Annotated in this window: 17 protein-coding genes and 1 pseudogene; 15 read left to right on the top strand and 3 right to left on the bottom strand. The window is 43.5% G+C overall.

The genetic code is table 11. The features are described from left to right. Positions 1-17: 17 nt before the first annotated feature. Entirely contained in the window at positions 18-1769 is a 1752-nt protein-coding gene (locus AC0YN6_RS24800; RefSeq protein WP_475750185.1) for a glycoside hydrolase family 35 protein, read from the top strand. Positions 1770-2030: 261 nt separating this feature from the next. On the opposite strand, the gene AC0YN6_RS24795 is transcribed toward AC0YN6_RS24800, so the two are convergent. After that, positions 2031-2852, bottom strand: coding sequence for a phytanoyl-CoA dioxygenase family protein (locus AC0YN6_RS24795; protein WP_475750184.1), 822 nt, complete (start codon positions 2850-2852; stop codon positions 2031-2033). A gap of 419 nt (positions 2853-3271) precedes the next feature. Here AC0YN6_RS24795 and AC0YN6_RS24790 point away from each other — a divergent pair. From AC0YN6_RS24790 to AC0YN6_RS24770, 5 genes and pseudogenes are all read left to right on the top strand, one after another. Continuing rightward, positions 3272-3840 (top strand): annotated as a pseudogene (locus AC0YN6_RS24790) (transposase); the annotation flags it as partial. A gap of 125 nt (positions 3841-3965) precedes the next feature. Further along, positions 3966-4538 carry a hypothetical protein gene (locus AC0YN6_RS24785; RefSeq protein WP_475750182.1) on the top strand — a complete coding sequence of 191 codons (573 nt, stop codon included), beginning with the start codon at positions 3966-3968 and terminating at the stop codon, positions 4536-4538. Between the two features lie 288 nt (positions 4539-4826). Continuing rightward, positions 4827-5216: a DUF6960 family protein gene (locus AC0YN6_RS24780; RefSeq protein ID WP_475750181.1), complete on the top strand. Its 390-nt coding sequence runs from the start codon at positions 4827-4829 to the stop codon at positions 5214-5216. Between the two features lie 191 nt (positions 5217-5407). Continuing rightward, a complete protein-coding gene (locus tag AC0YN6_RS24775; RefSeq protein ID WP_475750179.1) occupies positions 5408-5797 on the top strand; it encodes a hypothetical protein in 390 nt (129 codons plus the stop codon). Between the two features lie 81 nt (positions 5798-5878). Then, positions 5879-6178 carry a hypothetical protein gene (locus tag AC0YN6_RS24770; protein ID WP_475750177.1) on the top strand — a complete coding sequence of 100 codons (300 nt, stop codon included), beginning with the start codon at positions 5879-5881 and terminating at the stop codon, positions 6176-6178. A 126-nt stretch (positions 6179-6304) separates the two neighbouring features. On the opposite strand, the gene AC0YN6_RS24765 is transcribed toward AC0YN6_RS24770, so the two are convergent. Continuing rightward, positions 6305-7261: an ABC transporter permease gene (locus AC0YN6_RS24765; RefSeq protein ID WP_475750176.1), complete on the bottom strand. Its 957-nt coding sequence runs from the start codon at positions 7259-7261 to the stop codon at positions 6305-6307. Further along, on the bottom strand, positions 7254-8174 hold the full coding sequence (locus AC0YN6_RS24760) for an ABC transporter ATP-binding protein (RefSeq protein ID WP_475750175.1): 921 nt from the start codon (positions 8172-8174) through the stop codon (positions 7254-7256). Before AC0YN6_RS24760 ends, AC0YN6_RS24765 begins: the two co-directional genes overlap by 8 nt. Before the next feature lie 340 nt (positions 8175-8514). Between AC0YN6_RS24760 and AC0YN6_RS24755 the strand changes: the two genes are divergently transcribed. The 9 genes from AC0YN6_RS24755 (at position 8515) to AC0YN6_RS24715 (ending at position 16858) form a co-directional block, all read left to right on the top strand. Continuing rightward, a complete protein-coding gene (locus AC0YN6_RS24755; RefSeq protein ID WP_475750174.1) occupies positions 8515-8733 on the top strand; it encodes a hypothetical protein in 219 nt (72 codons plus the stop codon). An 805-nt stretch (positions 8734-9538) separates the two neighbouring features. Next, complete coding sequence (locus tag AC0YN6_RS24750) at positions 9539-11131, top strand: ABC transporter substrate-binding protein (protein ID WP_475750173.1); 1593 nt, start codon at positions 9539-9541, stop codon at positions 11129-11131. A gap of 3 nt (positions 11132-11134) precedes the next feature. Then, on the top strand, positions 11135-12124 hold the full coding sequence (locus AC0YN6_RS24745) for an ABC transporter permease (RefSeq protein ID WP_475750171.1): 990 nt from the start codon (positions 11135-11137) through the stop codon (positions 12122-12124). Beyond that, on the top strand, positions 12121-12936 hold the full coding sequence (locus AC0YN6_RS24740) for an ABC transporter permease (RefSeq protein WP_475750170.1): 816 nt from the start codon (positions 12121-12123) through the stop codon (positions 12934-12936). Before AC0YN6_RS24745 ends, AC0YN6_RS24740 begins: the two co-directional genes overlap by 4 nt. An 18-nt stretch (positions 12937-12954) precedes the next feature. Next, complete coding sequence (locus AC0YN6_RS24735; protein WP_475750242.1) at positions 12955-13884, top strand: ATP-binding cassette domain-containing protein; 930 nt, start codon at positions 12955-12957, stop codon at positions 13882-13884. Continuing rightward, complete coding sequence (locus tag AC0YN6_RS24730) at positions 13874-14485, top strand: ABC transporter ATP-binding protein (RefSeq protein WP_475750168.1); 612 nt, start codon at positions 13874-13876, stop codon at positions 14483-14485. Before AC0YN6_RS24735 ends, AC0YN6_RS24730 begins: the two co-directional genes overlap by 11 nt. Before the next feature lie 12 nt (positions 14486-14497). Continuing rightward, the gene (locus AC0YN6_RS24725; RefSeq protein WP_475750166.1) at positions 14498-14710 is read left to right on the top strand and encodes a hypothetical protein; all 213 of its coding nucleotides are present in this window, start codon (positions 14498-14500) and stop codon (positions 14708-14710) included. 1 nt (position 14711) lies between these two features. Then, complete coding sequence (locus AC0YN6_RS24720; RefSeq protein ID WP_475750165.1) at positions 14712-14957, top strand: hypothetical protein; 246 nt, start codon at positions 14712-14714, stop codon at positions 14955-14957. Further along, positions 14954-16858 (top strand): heavy metal translocating P-type ATPase, encoded by a 1905-nt coding sequence (locus AC0YN6_RS24715; protein WP_475750163.1) that lies wholly within the window; start codon positions 14954-14956, stop codon positions 16856-16858. The genes AC0YN6_RS24720 and AC0YN6_RS24715 overlap by 4 nt, the downstream gene beginning before the upstream one ends. The last annotated feature ends 370 nt before the right edge of the window (positions 16859-17228 follow it).

Raw genomic sequence — 17228 nt, 5'->3', positions numbered from 1 at the left:
AGTGAGGTGGAGAATAGATGACTACATTTAATTATTCAGGATCTTCATTTTATTATAATGATCAGCCCATACGCCTCCTTTCAGGAGCTATTCATTATTTTCGAACCGTACCCGAGCATTGGCAGGATCGACTAGCAAAATTAAAAGCTTGCGGGCTTAATACCGTTGAAACGTATGTTCCTTGGAATTTACACGAGCCGAAGAAGGGCCAATTTTATTTTGAAGGCATGGCAGATATCGTTCGTTTTATTGAGCTGGCAGGAGAGCTCGGGCTGCATGTCATTGTTCGACCTGCGCCTTATATTTGTGCAGAATGGGAATTTGGCGGACTGCCTTCTTGGCTGCTGGCAGATTCGGATATGCGTCTCCGCTGCTACCATAAACCGTTTCTAGATCATGTAGATGCTTATTATGATGTGCTGCTTCCGAAATTAAAACCGCTCTTATGCACGAATGGCGGACCGATCATCGCGATGCAAGTCGAGAATGAATATGGAAGCTTTAGCAATGACAAACGATATTTGATTCATCAGAAAGAAAGCATGATTGCTCGAGGAATGGACGTGCTGTTATTTACCTCAGATGGACCTGAAGATGCGATGCTGCAAGGCGGTATGATTGATGGTGTTCTGGCAACGGTGAATTTCGGTTCCCGGACCAAAGAAGCTTTCGAGAAGCTTAAAGAATATCAACCAGATGCGCCATTGATGTGTATGGAATATTGGAACGGTTGGTTCGATCATTGGGGTGAGGAGCATCATACCCGCCCAGCCGAGGATGTCGCAAATGTATTGGATGAAATGCTTAGTTTAAACGGCTCCGTTAATTTCTATATGTTCCATGGCGGAACGAACTTTGGCTTCTATAACGGAGCGAACGGTCATACAGCGGATAGCTATGAGCCGACGGTTACAAGCTATGATTATGATGCCCTGTTAAATGAATCCGGCGAACCGACAGCTAAATATTATGCTGTGCGCGATGTCATCTCCAAATATGTGGATTTAGGTGAATGTGAATTGCCAGCACCAATCGCTAAGAAAGCGTATGGACGGGTGGAAATGACCGAACAAGCTTCATTAACAGCTAATTTGGATCGCATTTCGAAACCGATATATACCGCTTACCCGGAGACGATGGAGAAATTGGGGCAGGATTACGGATTTATCCACTATCGTACGTTTATAAGCGGACCTCGTCCTAAAGATCAGTTTTTCTTGCAGGACGTGCATGACCGTGCACAGGTTTTCCTTAATGGACAACCGGCTGGCATTTTGGATCGAGTGCATACAGATGTAAAAATACAATTTGAAGTGCCTGCTGAAGGAGTAGAGGTCACTTTACTTGTTGAGAATGTAGGCCGCGTAAATTACGGACCATATATGAAAGACCGGAAAGGGATTACTGAAGGAGTACGTTTTGGACGTCAGTTTCTGTCGGATTGGACGACGTATACGTTACCGCTAACGGACTTATCGGGTCTACAATTCGGAGACATCTCGGAACAATCGGATCCAAGCTTCTTCCGAGGAAATTTAATTGTGGATGAGCCATGCGATACATTCATTAGCTTGGAAGGGTGGACCAAAGGGGTCGTGTTTATTAATGGCTTCAATTTGGGACGTTATTGGAATATGGGTCCGCAGAAAAGATTGTACGTGCCAGGTCCTTTATTACAGCAAGGAAATAATGAAATTGTGATATTTGAATTGCATGGAACGACCGACAGAGCCGTGACCTTTCTGGATCAACCTGACTTAGGCTCTTAAAAAAAGGATTATGACTCACAACGTAATATGAAAATACATTTTTTTAGAAACCCGGCAGCCATTATGTGAACTCAAATCTAGGTAATGGAGTATTTTATCAGCCAGGTTTTGATGTTTATTATCCTGTGTCACAATATATGAAGAAAGGGCATTTCAACTCAGTTGAGATGCCCTTTTTTTGTTTAATTTAAGTGTTTTTTTCTGGAGTTATCTTTATGTTCACCTTCTTAATAACTATTCTGGGAGAGCAGGAGGATGAAGCTATGGAAAAACAATTGGATTAAGGGGACTTGCGGCAACATCTCCAGGTTTAAGTCCTGGAAACCATCTTTCTATTTCACGTTTTCGTGCATTGCTATCCTGTTCAGAAATAGTCAGCCCATCCGCAAAATAGATTATGGTCATCACCTCACGCATGCGATCCGTTGGATTGCTTGGAGCGCTGTGAAGGGTCCATCCAGCATGAAAAGTAGCGTCTCCAGCTGCCATAGCACCATAGTTTATCTGCTCTAAACCTTTACCCTCAATGTAGCCCTTGAAGGTGCGGTGCGATTCATCCGTAATACCCTGCTTCGAGATATAGCCATTATGATGGGTAGCGGAAGCAAAGGTCATCGATCCGACTTCCTCCGGAATTGGAACCAGCGGCATCCATAATGTAATTGTTTTATTGGTATCCAATGGCCAAAAAATTTGGTCCTGATGCCATGGTGTATGACCGCCTCCAGGCTCTTTAAATAATGCTTGATCATGATAAATTCTTACTGACGGAACCCCCATCAGATCGGCAGCTACTTTTGCAAAACGGCGCGCCATTACAAACTTCTCAACGGACTCGCTCATTTCCCACAGGTTTTCGATTTGAATAAAGGCTTTGCCGTACGTATCCCGTTCATGCAGCGGTTTTGTATGGTAATTTTGTTCTTTTACTATTTCACTGATAACCTCGCGATATATGGAAACTTCGTCATGATTCGCTAATGCTCTCACAATTGTATGTCCATCGCGCTGGTAGCCTAGAATTTGCTCTTCGGGAAGATGATACGTCTCGCTCAAATCAGGAAGGTTATTTATTGTGCTCATTTAGAATCCTCTCCTAGTCCATCATTTACTCATACATTACATAGCTAAACTATCTTAGTTACACGTCCATCGAAAATCCATACAGCAATATAAATAGAACCTTTGGAGTCTACACAAAAACCATGAGGTGGGCTGAGTAATGAATCAACAAATGATCGTGTTATCTGATATGATAAACTCCCAAACGATATCAGTCTTTGAACTAACGAGACTGCATTTTGCATTATGTGGACATTATGATGAATAATGATCATCGTACCGGCGATGTGAGGTACTATCTCATTACCGAAAGGAACTATAACGGTTTCTCAGGCTGTCGAGACTTTCTCGACATCTTTCCTTCTGTCTATTCTGTTTAAAACGACATCGAGTTAATATAGTATAATATTGGTAACTACTATAAACTGATGGAGTCGCTTATGTTGCGTTCTAATCGAGAAAAACAACAGAATTATGAACTGGTGTCTATTGAAGACCTGGTGCCTGCTGATCATATGCTCCGCAAGATCGACAAGTATATTGACTTTTCTTTTATAGACGAGAAGGTTCGTCACCTCTATTGCCAAGACAATGGGCGCCCAGCATAAGTTCACCAAAGAACAAGTGCAACAGAATACGCGAGAATATGTGAATGAACTGAACATAGCGGTAGATGCAGAACGTTAATTACAAGGAAAAAAGCACTAAAACCACAAGAGGGGGTGAACGAAGACAAGGAAGTGAAAGTCAGTACAACAGACCCGGACAGCGGATATATGTTCCGCGAAGGAAAGCCAGAGGGTTTCTTTGATCTGGACCATCGTACCGTTGATGTGAAGTACAATCTCATTACTGATGTTTTCGTAACCGCCGGCAATGTCCATGATTCCGTGCCGTACCTCTCTCGTTTAGATCGTCAACGTCAGCGCTTTGAATTTGCAGTAGAAGTCGTCTGGATTCTAGTTATTTGACATCACCGATTTGTAAAGGACTCGAAGAAAGAAAAATCTTTGATGGCCCTGGATGGGGAATAAATTCAGCCCTTCTGACTTCCTCTAGGAAGCAAAAGGGCTGATAAGGTTTCACTCTGCTACTCGCTTAAGAAGGATTGCATATATTACGGAGGTTCATACAATGAAACACGAAAGAAAAGCGATATTTATTCTAATGATTTGTATAATATTCCTAGCTAGCGGTTGCACTAAACAAGAACCTAAAGAAACGCAACCCTCTTTTTCCTACGTGGATTTCAGGAATTTATTTTCTGATATGGGGCAGGAGCTAGAAGTAGAGCAATATGAGAAAGTCGGTCAAACCACAGATCCTAATTTAATTGCAATTGATAAGGAAAACTCTTTTGGTCAAAGACAGTTTCTAACGCTGGACGGAACTCAAAATTATAACGAAACACAAGAAAGAATTGCATATTTCAATAAGAGTACAAATTGTCTCATATTTGTTGATTTGATTTATATGAAACAAAACTTGTCTAACGATTTATTGTTTGTAAAACCTGATTTTATTGATGTAAATGATTATGGAATTTACTCGTATAAATCTCAAAATACGATTTTATCTTTTCATAATATACTTGTACAGATTACTTTAGTTGATAACAATGAAGGTAAAAAAGCAGAAATACTCCCCTTTATGGATGTGACAAAACAAGTGGTGAAGTATTTGAATGATTACAAAATTCGCAAATAACTGAGGTAGAAACAATAAAACCATGAAATAGTATGATGTACAGCTATATGAATTCAGCGATTACTCCAATTATTCAAGTCCATCACCACGCTAACCAGCCAGTTAGTTGAACAAAAGGCTGCCAAGCGGCAGTCCTGTCAGTATTGAATTATCGTTATCCGTTAGTTCAATAGCACACAACGACGAGCAGGCACTGCGGTAGCCTGCTCGTTTTATTAAACTAACGGGCAGGATAGTTCAATTCCTTCGGCGAAACATTTGATCAATAGTTTTTAGGGAGGTGCTTTATTGTTAGGAACATGGGGGCTATTTCCTTGGTTTGTAGATGATGGGGAAGAACTTATTGAACCGCAATATAGAGAAGAGTTTCGTAATCTGCAACCTTATGGGAAAGTATTTCTTTGTGTCGAGGAACAAGATGAATTAATTGCATTAAAATACAATAATCAGTGTTTTTTTGTGAAACCTACCTTGTTCAAAAAGGTTCCAAGTCCTAAATATTCATTTGGCGAAGCTGTAAGAGTACTGATAAATCCTGACGTTATAGGAACTATTAACGAGATAACTTGGCATTATAAGATTCAACGAGAAATGTACTTTATCGAAATAAATGGGAAGAGAAAATCCACCCGATATTTTAGCGATGATTTAATTGCGGTTAAGGGTTCATTACGCTAACGGGACACTATAGTTCAGTAATGAAGGGGCTGCCGATTGGTAGCCCTTTGTTGAACTAACGGGCAGATTAGCGCAACAAACTCGAACAATATACGTCTAAATACTGGTAAGCTTAGGGTGGGGCTAAACAAGATAGGGCAGTTCATTCACTTTGTTATTCAACCATCGTTTCCAGATAAAGGGGGATTCTATTGAAACCGATTGCATATTTGCTAATGGGCTTTTTAGCAATAATCATTTTTAGTGGTTGCAGTAACGAAAGTTCAAAAGAGTTTATCGAGGAATTAAAACCTCAACATAGTAAATATAAATTACATCTATTTAATACTGATGGAGCAACATATTCTAATGAGATGAATGAAGTGCAAGTTTTCATAAATTCCAGCCCCGTATTCCAAGATAATATTACGGAAATGAGTGGTCATGATTACAACGAACGACTGAACAAAAAATTAAAAAAATTGGGCATAAAAACATATCCCATGTATGTCCTAATGAACAAGGACGGAATTGTTTATACATCACCTTACTTGAGTGAAATTAAATCGTTTATCAAAACTTATTCTTTTCTATTGAACTAACGGGTAGTTTAGCGCAACTTCCATCTTCTGGAAGCGTAGTAAACTCAAGAATTAGAAATGACTTTATGGAGGTGGTATCACTTGTCTTATAGCATAACTAAACGTATTTCGTATGTCTTAATTGTAATCGGAGTGTTGTTGATTATCTTTGGCCTGTGGCAATACATGCCGAAGTCATTTTCATCTCAAACGCCAGATAGTGTGATTATGTCAATAATTGCAAAAAGGATAACATTTCCTATTTTAGGTCTAATATTAACCGTTATTGGTTATGCGTTTTTGAAATTCGTTCGAGAAATTGAAGAAGAGATTCAATTACTTAGAGATGAGCTAAGTCGATTAACTAAGGTGGTCGAAGCGCAAGGGAAAGATACAAAATAACCTCATTCATTCAATACCACAGAACAACTGCTACGCTAACGGGACACGTTAGTTGAATTAAAACAGAAGAACCTCGACACAGCTTCTTGCAAGCAGTGCCCGAGGTTCTTAGTATTGGAATTGCCCTTAAGCGGCGACGTCGCGTCTCGTAAACAGTAGCCAAGCTAAGAATTGGAATACGATGTAGTAGGCGACAAGTATCATAATCGAGAACGTCAACGTCATTTCCGGTCTTAGCGGCGACGCGCCTTGCATATATTGCGTCAGGTCGATGTTGGAGAAGAGCAAATACTTGACCCAGCTATAGCCGCTGAGAAGCGCCGATAACGTATTGCCGACCAGCATGAACAGAAGCGAGAAGGCTATGGCCATAGAAGAGCTGCGGAACGCGGACGAAATCATGAAAGCCATCGTCACGTACATGAGCATTGATACGATCGAGAAACCGTATTTCTCCAACGAATTCAAGAAATAGGAACTTTCTTGGATAACGCCGCCATCGGTAATCGATATTTTCGCTTGGCTTGTTCCTTCGAAGCCTTCGAGAATACCTCCGGCCGCGTAAGCAGACGCAAATGTCAATATGAGCAGCAGAAGCGCGAACCCAAGCGTGGCGATGTATTTGCTGACCATAATCTTCGTGCGCGAAGCCGGACCGACAAGCAGCAGCTTGATCGTGCCCCATGTGAATTCGGCCGCAATCATATCGGCAGCGATAATGACGGTTAGAATCGTCGCTAAAATAATTAAGTATGATGATGTATCTACATAATTCCACAATGACAATTCGTTAGGATTTATATTTTGTTCCAAATAATATTCATTGAGCTTGATTTCGTTAGCGAAGTATGTTTTGTCCTCTTCCGAGAGTTCTTTGTTTTCTTGAAGCTTCTGCTGCATGTTGCTATTCCGTTCGGTCAGGTTGTTTTGCCAGTCGATCGTATTATTTTGGCTTGATTCCCACTTCATGATGCCGCTCATCAATGCGATTGTTAAAACGAGGAAGGCGATCATAAGCCATGTACGAGGACGACGATATATTTTCATATTTTCGTTTCGAATTAGATTAGACAGACTAGACAACCATCTCACCTCCGGTAATTTCCAAGAACTGTTCTTCAAGCGACTTCTGCGCCGCTTGAATGCCGAGCACGTCAATCTCCGAGCTTACAAGCAGCCTTGTAATATCGGGGATGGCAGCTTTGTCAGCCGCAATTTCGAGCTGATTGCCTTTCACCGTAATGCGGGTTGCATCGAAGATGGCGGATAGCAGCTGCTGAGCGGCATGTAAATCGCCGACTTCGATAACGATCTTCGACTGTATCGAATCACGAGTTTCCTGCAGCGAGCGAATATCGATGAGCTTGCCGGCTTGTATTATCGCAACCCGGTCGCACATAAGTTCCATTTCGGACAGAAGATGGGAAGAGACGATGACGGAGATGCCTTCTTCTCTCGTCAGCTTGCGCAAATAATCGCGCAGTTCTCGAATACCCGCAGGGTCGAGCCCGTTTGTCGGCTCATCAAGGATGAGCAACGATGGACGATGCAGAATCGCTTGGGCAACGCCAAGCCGCTGCCTCATGCCGAGAGAGTAACGCTTAACCTTCTCGTGAATACGGTTCTGAAGTCCGAGAAGCTTAACGACCTCATTGATCCGTTCCTTCGTAATGCCTTTATGCCGACGGGCAAAATGAACAAGGTTTTGATAACCGGTCAAAAATTTATACATTTCTGGATTTTCGACGATCGCTCCTACATGCGTCATGGCAAGCTCGAAGTGCTCGCGGACGGATACGCCTTTAATTAGGGCCTCGCCCTTCGACATCGATATCAAGCCAACAATCATCCGTATTGTTGTCGTCTTGCCGGCACCGTTCGGTCCGAGAAATCCGAATACTTCGCCTGCGGGTATATCGAAACTAAGATTGTCGACGATCTTACGTCCGCCAATCGATTTGGTCACGTTGCGAAGCTGCAAAACGGCTTCTGTCATGCGTTAAAACCTCCTAGTATTATCGTACATACGAACTATACTGGAAGTTGCTTTGTCATAAAATAGACCTTTGATCAGGATTTCCCCCCTGCTTAGGTCGAGTATGAACGTTTTTCAAAGCTTTTTTTAAACCAAATACTTAAAAATATGCTTGATAATACAACTAAGGATTATTTACAACATAATGAGGTATCTCTCGAATTGTTCTGATCATTACCCTGACTAGACAAAACCCGAAAGATGATTACTTTTTCTAAAGTGTCTATCTTTCGGATTGCAGTTCAGCCACGGCAGCTGCTCCTTGGTTTTATTAATCTAACGGGCAGGTTTGTTTGGTCGTTTGGTGAATACTTTACGAACAGATATTTTCAGTAATAGTAATTGGAAATTGAATCGACTTGGTCGGACGAGATCGGCCGCTCATGAGCTGATCGGCAAATACTACAAAGAGATTTATGCTTTTGTTTATAAGCAGACCCCGAATAAAGAAATGGCGATGGACATGACTCAGGAGATATTTACAAGCATGCTGCATGCAGTCTATAGATTCGTTCGATGAACGCAAGCTGATAAACGTTGTATCTGCAAGTCATTTCGACCTCGTATGTGTTCCGCTGTTTAACAGAAGCCAAAAAGATAAAAGCAACAACCAGATAAAGTACGGGAGCAGTAGTGAATATAAAAGAGTAAATCACTTTTAGCTAATAATTGATCAATACGAGAGTTAGCTATATTGTAGCTAGCCTTTTTTTATTTGAAGAGATCATATCTGATCGGGGTTGACAGTATGTGTTGGAGGATTACTGGAATTTGGCTTTATAAAATAGATTTCATCATCGATCAAACACTGGCTACGCTGACATTTGGTCATCAAAGGCATTCGCTTTTTACAAAATCTTATTTATATTTTCACACGTAATTTACTTATTAACAAACGATATATCGTACAATAAATTTTGTGCGCAAATAGAAAAGTGATATAAATCCTGGAAATATAGATGTTGTAAAAAGAAAATTGAACACACATGCAAGGGCTTTCAAATGCTAAAATCGCTTTTTTGGCCAAAACTCGACATCCCCAAAGCGTTAGAGGAGTCGATCGATTTCGAAATGCAATTGTTTTCCGTAGAGATGAGACAATTTTTATTGGGGGGTGGTGCTTACGGATTGAAATGGCCGTTATTATCGCAATAGATTTTGTACGGTCATGTCGTTACTTGGCCCGTTCGTCATTGTACGAATTGTCTCTACCCCATTTTTGAGATTTAACAAGATCCTTACATCGCATTGATAAAAATAGCGATTTGAGATTATATAATCAATCAATTGTAGGAATTTATCGAAAAAACTACAAGGAGTAAACCATGAAACCAAACTACCGTACTCTCTTGCTCTTCATTTTTGCAACGATCTTGATCATAACGGGGTGTAATGCGCCTGCGAATTCACCAAAACAGGAAGGAAAAGAGTTGATTCTTGCTGTTGGCGGTGAACCGGAAGGTGGATTTGATCCCACAACTGGCTGGGGCCGCTATGGTTCTCCTCTTTTTCAAAGCACTCTTCTTAAACGTGACAGCAGCTTGAACATTGTCAACGATCTCGCAGACAATTATAGCGTAAGTGATGACGGACGAGCCTGGACAGTAGATATACGGAAAGATGTCACATTCAGCGATGGCCAATCGCTAACCGCTGAGGACGTAATTTATACGTTTGAAACAACAGCGAAAAGCAATTCGGTTGTTGACTTACAAAATTTAGAATCGGTGACGGCGACAAATGATTTTACAGTCAAATTCACGCTGAAGAAGCCGCAATCAACTTTTATCGACATTCTTGCAACCCTGAGTATTGTTCCAAAACATGCTCACAATGATTCGTATGCAGAACAACCGATTGGATCGGGACCTTTCAAGCTTGTTCAATGGGACAAAGGCCAACAGCTTATCGTGGAAGCGAATCCGAACTATTACGGCGAAAAACCTTACTTTACAAAACTTACCTTTATCTTCTTGGATGAAGATGCGGCATTTGCCGCTGCAAAAGCCGGCACGGTTGATGTAGCCTATATCCCTTCTGCATTCAGCGAACAACAAGTAAAGGGTATGCGGCACGAATCATTGGAATCAGTGGACAACCGAGGAATCATGTTCCCTTATGTAAAGTCCGGCCAAACGACAGCAGATGGTCATCCGATTGGAAATGACGTAACCGCTGATCTAGCAATCCGCCAAGCTATCAATATCGCAATAGACCGTGAAACGTTGGTAGAGGGGGTCCTGGATGGTCAAGGAACTCCTGCTTATACGATTAGTGACAAGATGCCGTGGTCGAATCCGAATGCAGTAATCAAAGATGGGGATGCTGCGAGAGCGGGAGACATTCTATCTAAAGGCGGATGGAAGGACACGAATGGCGACGGAGTTGTTGAGAAAGATGGCGTAAAGGCACAATTTACCCTGCTATATCCATCCGGTGACGGAACAAGACAATCCCTTGCGATTGCTGCAGCGGATATGATCAAACCGATTGGAATAGAAATTAAAGTTGAAGGAAAAAGTTGGGACGACTTAGGGAAAATGATGTATTCCAATGCAGTCCTGCTCGGGTGGGGCAGTCACGACCCGCTTGAAATGTATAACGTTTATAGCAGTAAATACGCGGGAGTTGATTATTACAATCCTGGCTATTATAGCAACCCTAAAGTAGATCAGTATATGGAAGAGGCACTTGCAACGACTGATGTTGAAGCGGCGCTGGAGCTTTGGAAGAAAGCGCAGTGGGACGGAACAACCGGAATGAGCGCGAATGGGGATGCTCCTTGGGCGTGGCTTGTAAACTTGAACCATTTATATCTAGTAAAAGAAAAGCTTGATATTGGGCAACAACAAATACATCCTCACGGTCACGGGTGGCCTGTCACCAGCAACATTGAGGAATGGAAATGGACGGACTAATTCATGTTTCGTGGCATAACAAAATATTTTTTACAGCAAATTTTAAAACTAACGCTTCTGTTAACCGCAGTCAGCGCCATTACTTTTGCTCTTGTCAGCTATTCTCCTATTGATCCGACACAAGCATATATCGGTGCGGATCTGTTACGGGTAAGTCCTGAACAGCGTGAGGCAATTACAGAATACTGGGGACTTAACGATCCTCCCTTACAGCGTTTTTTGGCATGGTGCAGCGCTTTGATAAGCGGAGATTTCGGTACCTCAATGATCTATCGTTCGCCTGTAATAGACGTTATTGGAGAGCGATTTCTCAGTTCACTCGCATTAATGAGCATGGCATGGCTGCTTTCCGGTATCATTGGCTTCGCTGTTGGGTCATTGGCAGCAATGAAGAAGAATACGTGGGTGGACCAGGCGATTAAGTGGTATTGCTACACTCTCTCTTCCACACCAACGTTCTGGGCAGGCTTGCTCATGCTCATCGTGTTTACCGTTTGGTTGCCTCTATTTCCGGTCGGATTGGGTGTTCCGGCAGGCGTGTTAGCCGAAGAAGTAACCATTTTTGATCGAATTCGCCATATGATCTTGCCTATATTCACATTAAGTATAATCGGAATATCTGGAATTGCCCTTCACACAAGAGAGAAGCTGGTGGAGGTGCTCGAGAGCGATTACGTGTTATTTGCTAGAGCAAGAGGAGAAGAGGGATTTATTCTCTTCAGTCGGCATGGATTTCGCAATATTTTGCTGCCTGCGGTCACTTTGCAATTCGCTTCGTTTAGCGAACTATTCGGCGGAGCCGTCTTAGTAGAACAGGTATTTTCCTACCCAGGATTAGGACAAGCAACCGTAGAAGCAGGCACTCGAGGCGATGTACCTCTATTATTAGGTATCGTATTGTTTAGCACTTTGTTTGTGTTTGTAGGTAACTTATTATCTGAACTGTGTTACCGCTGGATTGACCCAAGAATTCGGGAGGGGCATTCCTTATGAATCGCAGAATGAGAACCGTCGCCTATTCCATCCTCTCTCTTGTTTTATTGTTTGGACCGATTATTCTTGGCGTATTGTTAAGCAATGACCAATTATCCACCAATTTGGCAGAAAAAAATGAGTCCCCTTCATGGGGACATCCATTTGGCACAGATTGGCTTGGCCGAGATATGTTTACGCGTACGATGAAAGGATTGGCGTTAAGCCTCGGGGTTGGTTTGACCGCAGCTTCAGTAAGTGTGCTCATAGCCGGAACACTTGGATTAATGGCCGCTACGTTAGGGGGAGTAGTGGATCGAATCATCACTTGGGTTGTTGATTTATTCCTGAGCATTCCACACTTAGTTATGCTTATTCTTATCTCGTTCGTTGCCGGCGGCGGGGTGCGCGGAGTGATTATTGCCGTAGCGCTGACGCATTGGCCTGGTCTCACACGAATCATACGGGCTGAAATCTTATATTTAAAGTCTTGTGAATTTGTACTAATTTCTAAACATATGGGCAAGTCAAAGTGGTGGATCGCTACCAGACACTTACTTCCATTTTTAATACCGCAATTTATCGTCGGTACGCTGCTTTTGTTTCCGCACGCTATTTTGCACGAGGCTTCGATCACATTTTTGGGAATGGGGCTGTCGCCTCATCAACCCGCAATCGGTATTATACTTTCGGAATCGATGAGATACTTGTCGACCGGTATGTGGTGGCTCGCTTTTTTCCCAGGGCTTTGTTTACTTATCATCGTTCGAGCTTTTGACGTGCTTGCGGAAAATCTGTATGCGCTGATCAACCCTCATCGCTCGCAGGAGTAGAAAGGAGGCATTATGGGATTGCCTTTACTGGAAGTTAACCATTTATCCATTTCATTTAATCATTACGGGAAAGGTCTAAGACGAGTTCAAGTACCGGTTATTCAAAATCTTTCTTTATCTGTAAACGCCGGAGAAATTGTTGCCGTAGTCGGAGCCAGCGGTTCGGGAAAAAGTCTGCTGGCCCATGCGATCCTTGGCATTTTGCCTAAGAACGCTAATATTACAGGTCAGATTACATTTGACGGGGAACCGTTAACCTCTTCTCTAATTAAGAAGCTGAGAGGAAGAGAAGTGGCGTTAGTGCCGCAATCCGTTCAGTTTCTGGATCCTCTTATGCGTGTTGGTCTTCAAGTAAAGCAGGCGGTGCGCGTAGGAGACCCGGAAGCGGAGCAGATCAAAGCGTTTCGGAGATACCGTTTAGGTCCAAAAACAGCTGAACGTTACCCGTTCCAGCTGTCCGGAGGAATGACCCGTCGTGTCCTCGTTTCCATTGCAACCGTAAGCGGCGCAAGACTGCTCATTGCAGATGAGCCTACACCCGGATTGGATCCGGCGGCCGTACAGGAAACGCTTCAATCATTCAAAGAGTTTGCGGCGAATGGAACGGCTATCCTATTCATTACTCACGATCTGGAAGCAGCGCTGACGATCGCAAATCGAGTAGCTGTGTTTCATTCCGGTACTACGGTGGAAATAGCTCCATCGACAGACTTTGAGGGGAAGGGCGAGCGTCTTCGCCACCCGTACACCCAGGCTTTATGGAATGCATTGCCACAGAATGATTTTTCTGTCCTGCAAGGAAGTTCCGGTGGGCGGGGGGAGTCACTCTCTAGCAATGGTTGTGTTTATACAGATAAATGTGCTAAGGCGACAAAAGAATGCAGTCAGACGTTTCCGGAATTACGTCCCTTACGCAATGGAATGGTGAGATGTATTCATGGAACTTGAGGCTAGAAACATAAGCAAGCATTACGGGAAAGAACAGTGGTTATTTCGTCATGCAACGGTCCAAGTCCACACAGGCGAAGTGGTTGGGATAGTGGGTCCAAGTGGATGCGGTAAAACAACCTTCTGCCGCATTCTTGCAGGCTACGAAGCGGGGACGGAAGGTGACGTACGATTGAACGGACAAGCGCTGCCTAGCCAGGGTTATCGACCGGTTCAACTTATCTTTCAGCATCCGGAACAGGCCATAAATCCACGTTGGAAAATCGATCGAATCCTCAATGAGGGTTGGAAGCCAGACGAGGAATTGCTTGATTCATTGGAAATCAATCAGCGCTGGCTGAAACGTTGGCCTTCTGAGCTTTCCGGAGGGGAATTACAGCGCATTTGTATCGCACGTGCGCTTGCTCCGCAGACCCAATTTTTTGTGGCCGATGAGATGACAACGATGCTGGATGCCATTACACAAGCACAGATTTGGCGAACGGTTCTTGACATCTCTGAGAAACGTTCTATGGGATTGCTGATCGTTAGCCATGACAGACATCTTATCCACCGTATATGCACTAGAGTCGTAGATTTCACTCAATTTATTACAAGCTGAATGGGTGACGAAATGAGAAATAATTGGAAACGAATTGTATTCATTCTTTTGGCGTATGTCGTACTCGCTGGACATACCTCTTGTGAAGATGTAAAGGAACGCCCGGGACAAATAAAGAAACGCCCGGAACAAATAGAGATAGAGGCTTTGCACGCTGTAGAGTACTCTGAGACCAAGATTTCCATTCGAAGTCATCCGGATTATGTAGAAGAGGAGGAACAATAACGTGGATGTTGTATTGCACGAAGGTTATCACGGTATTCTAACTCGTCATCATCATAAGAAAAATAGTCCCAGGGGAAATTACCAACCGTTAGGCGGTGGGCAAGATCCAGATGATGATGATGCTTACGATTCGGATGAGCCTAAGAGAAGTAAGGCGGGAAAAAATGTTATCAAGAAAATCATCACAGCGGGTATCGTGATCATTTCCTTAGGTTGTTACGTGGTATGGGAGATTAAACAGCTATGAACACGGATCAGATTCGAAAAGTTTATATTTGGCTTTTGCCGGTCATGGTCGGGTTTGCTTTATTGCTTTCCTATATTCCAGGTTTTGAAAACATAGCAGGATTCACCCCGGCTTTCTACGCGATGCTGTTAGGAGGCGGCATTATCGCATACCGCGCGATTATGGCCATTCTAGACACGCGCACGATAACGGCTGGAACTCTAGTTGTCATTACAATGGCAGGTTGCGCGTATCTCGGATTTTACAAAGCAGCAGCGCTTGTTGCTCTAATGATGCTTATCGGTGAGCTTCTGGAAGAAATTACGCTCCATAAAACGAGACAATCATTTGATGATTTGCTCGCGATGGTTCCTAACGATGCTACGGTGTGGAGAAATCATTCGTGGGAGCGTGTGCCTACCGATATGCTTGAGCTAGGTGATCGCGTACTCGTCAAGTCAGGGGAACGCGTTCCTGCAGACGGTGTCGTCGTAACGGGAAGCGCCTCAGTTAACGAGTCTGCCTTGACCGGTGAGCCTATGCCTCAAGATAAGTTTAAAGGCAGCACGGTTTTCCAAGGAACGATCAACGAATTCGGGTCTATGGAGTTTACGGTTCAAAAGACTGGCGACCATACCACGATGGGGAAAATCATAACGACTGTGTTTGAGGCGCAAGATACGAAAGGCTCGATGCAGCGGCTAGCCGACCGGTTTGCAGGGTATTTTACTCCCTTAATTCTTGGTATTGCTACACTAACTTGGCTAATAACCGATGACCTGGTCCGAACGATGACTGTGCTGGTGATCGCTTGTCCCTGTGCGCTTGTCCTAGCAACGCCTACGGCAGTTGTCGCCAGCGTTGGGAACGTAGCAAAGCGCGGCGTGCTCGTGAAGGGTGGGCGTGCGATGGAGGCGCTGTCTAAAGTCACTACTGTTTGTTTTGATAAAACAGGTACGCTTACTGAGGGGAAACCCAAGTTGAAACGGATTGTTCCTTTTGGAAAATACACGGAAGCTGAGCTGCTTCGTTATGCGGAAGGAGCTGAGCGTTATTCCGAGCATCCGATCGGTCATACGATACTAGAATACGCTAGAACCATTGGCTTCGTTTGTGCCGAAGAGCCTCAGGATTTTGCTCAAGAAGTTGGGATAGGCGTGCGAGCGAAGATCGCGGGCAAACTGGTTTGGGTAGGCAATGAAAGACTGCTGGAGCAAACAAACGGGATTTCGGAAGAAGCCAAAAACTTTTTTCAAAAACATAGTAGCGAAACCGCCTTATTGGTTATTGTAAACGGAACTGCCATCGGAGGCCTCGTCGTAGGTGACGTGGTAAGAGAAGGAGCCGATAAAGTCATTGATGAAATTCGTAGACTTGGTGTCGCGAGGGTCGTTCTGTTAACCGGCGATAGTGAAGGGGCGGCTGCGGCATTAAACAGAGAGTTAAAAATGGATGAAGTTCATGCTCGTCTCTTACCTAACGATAAGCTTGCATTGATACAGCGATACCAAAGGGAGGGTCACACGGTAGCCATGGTTGGCGAAGGGATCAATGACGCTCCCGCGCTCATGGCTGCAGATGTTGGTATTGCGATGGGAGCAGCCGGGACGGATCTTGCTATTCAATCCTCACAGGTTGCTCTAATGGGCGATCGTTTAGAGAAGCTGCCTGAGGTCATGCAAATCAGTCGTAAAACGATGTTTATTGTCCGTCAAAATATATGGATCTTTGCTGTTGCGTTTAATATAGTGGGTATCTTGCTTGCAGCAGCCGGGGTCATCGATCCGGTTGTTGGAGCGGCCATCCATAATGTAGCTTCTCTATTTGTAGTCATTAACTCTGCCAGATTAATTCGATACGGCGTGAAAAATACTTCAGAGAACAAACGCGTAACACAGCGAGAGAAACGAACGGTGATTTGAATTCCAATATGTAATTTTATCCTATGATTCTAAGGTGACCGGCGAGGCTGGGAAGAAAGAAACGGTAAATTTCGCTTGAATTCAGTCGTGAGCGCCGATTTTCTGTCCGTGGAACAATGAGAATAAAACGGCCGCTGTTCGCATCGTTAGCGACAGGACCGTTTTTTTTGTTTTCTTAGGCTAGTTTCGATTTGCTTGATCCGCAGTTTGGAGGGGCCGGACTACTTCACAAAATAAGAAATTTTATACATTTGTCTGAGATCATCAATACGGAGACTGCCCATAAGTCTTTTATTGAAAGTGGGCAAACGATCTGCTCCTTTTTTTACAGACTCTTAGAAACAACACTATGAGAAGTTCCAATAAACTA

It is taken from the genome of Paenibacillus sp. J22P15 (assembly GCF_056269345.1).
Note: the sequence above shows the minus strand (reverse complement) of the source record. Positions and strands in the feature narration are given on the sequence as shown.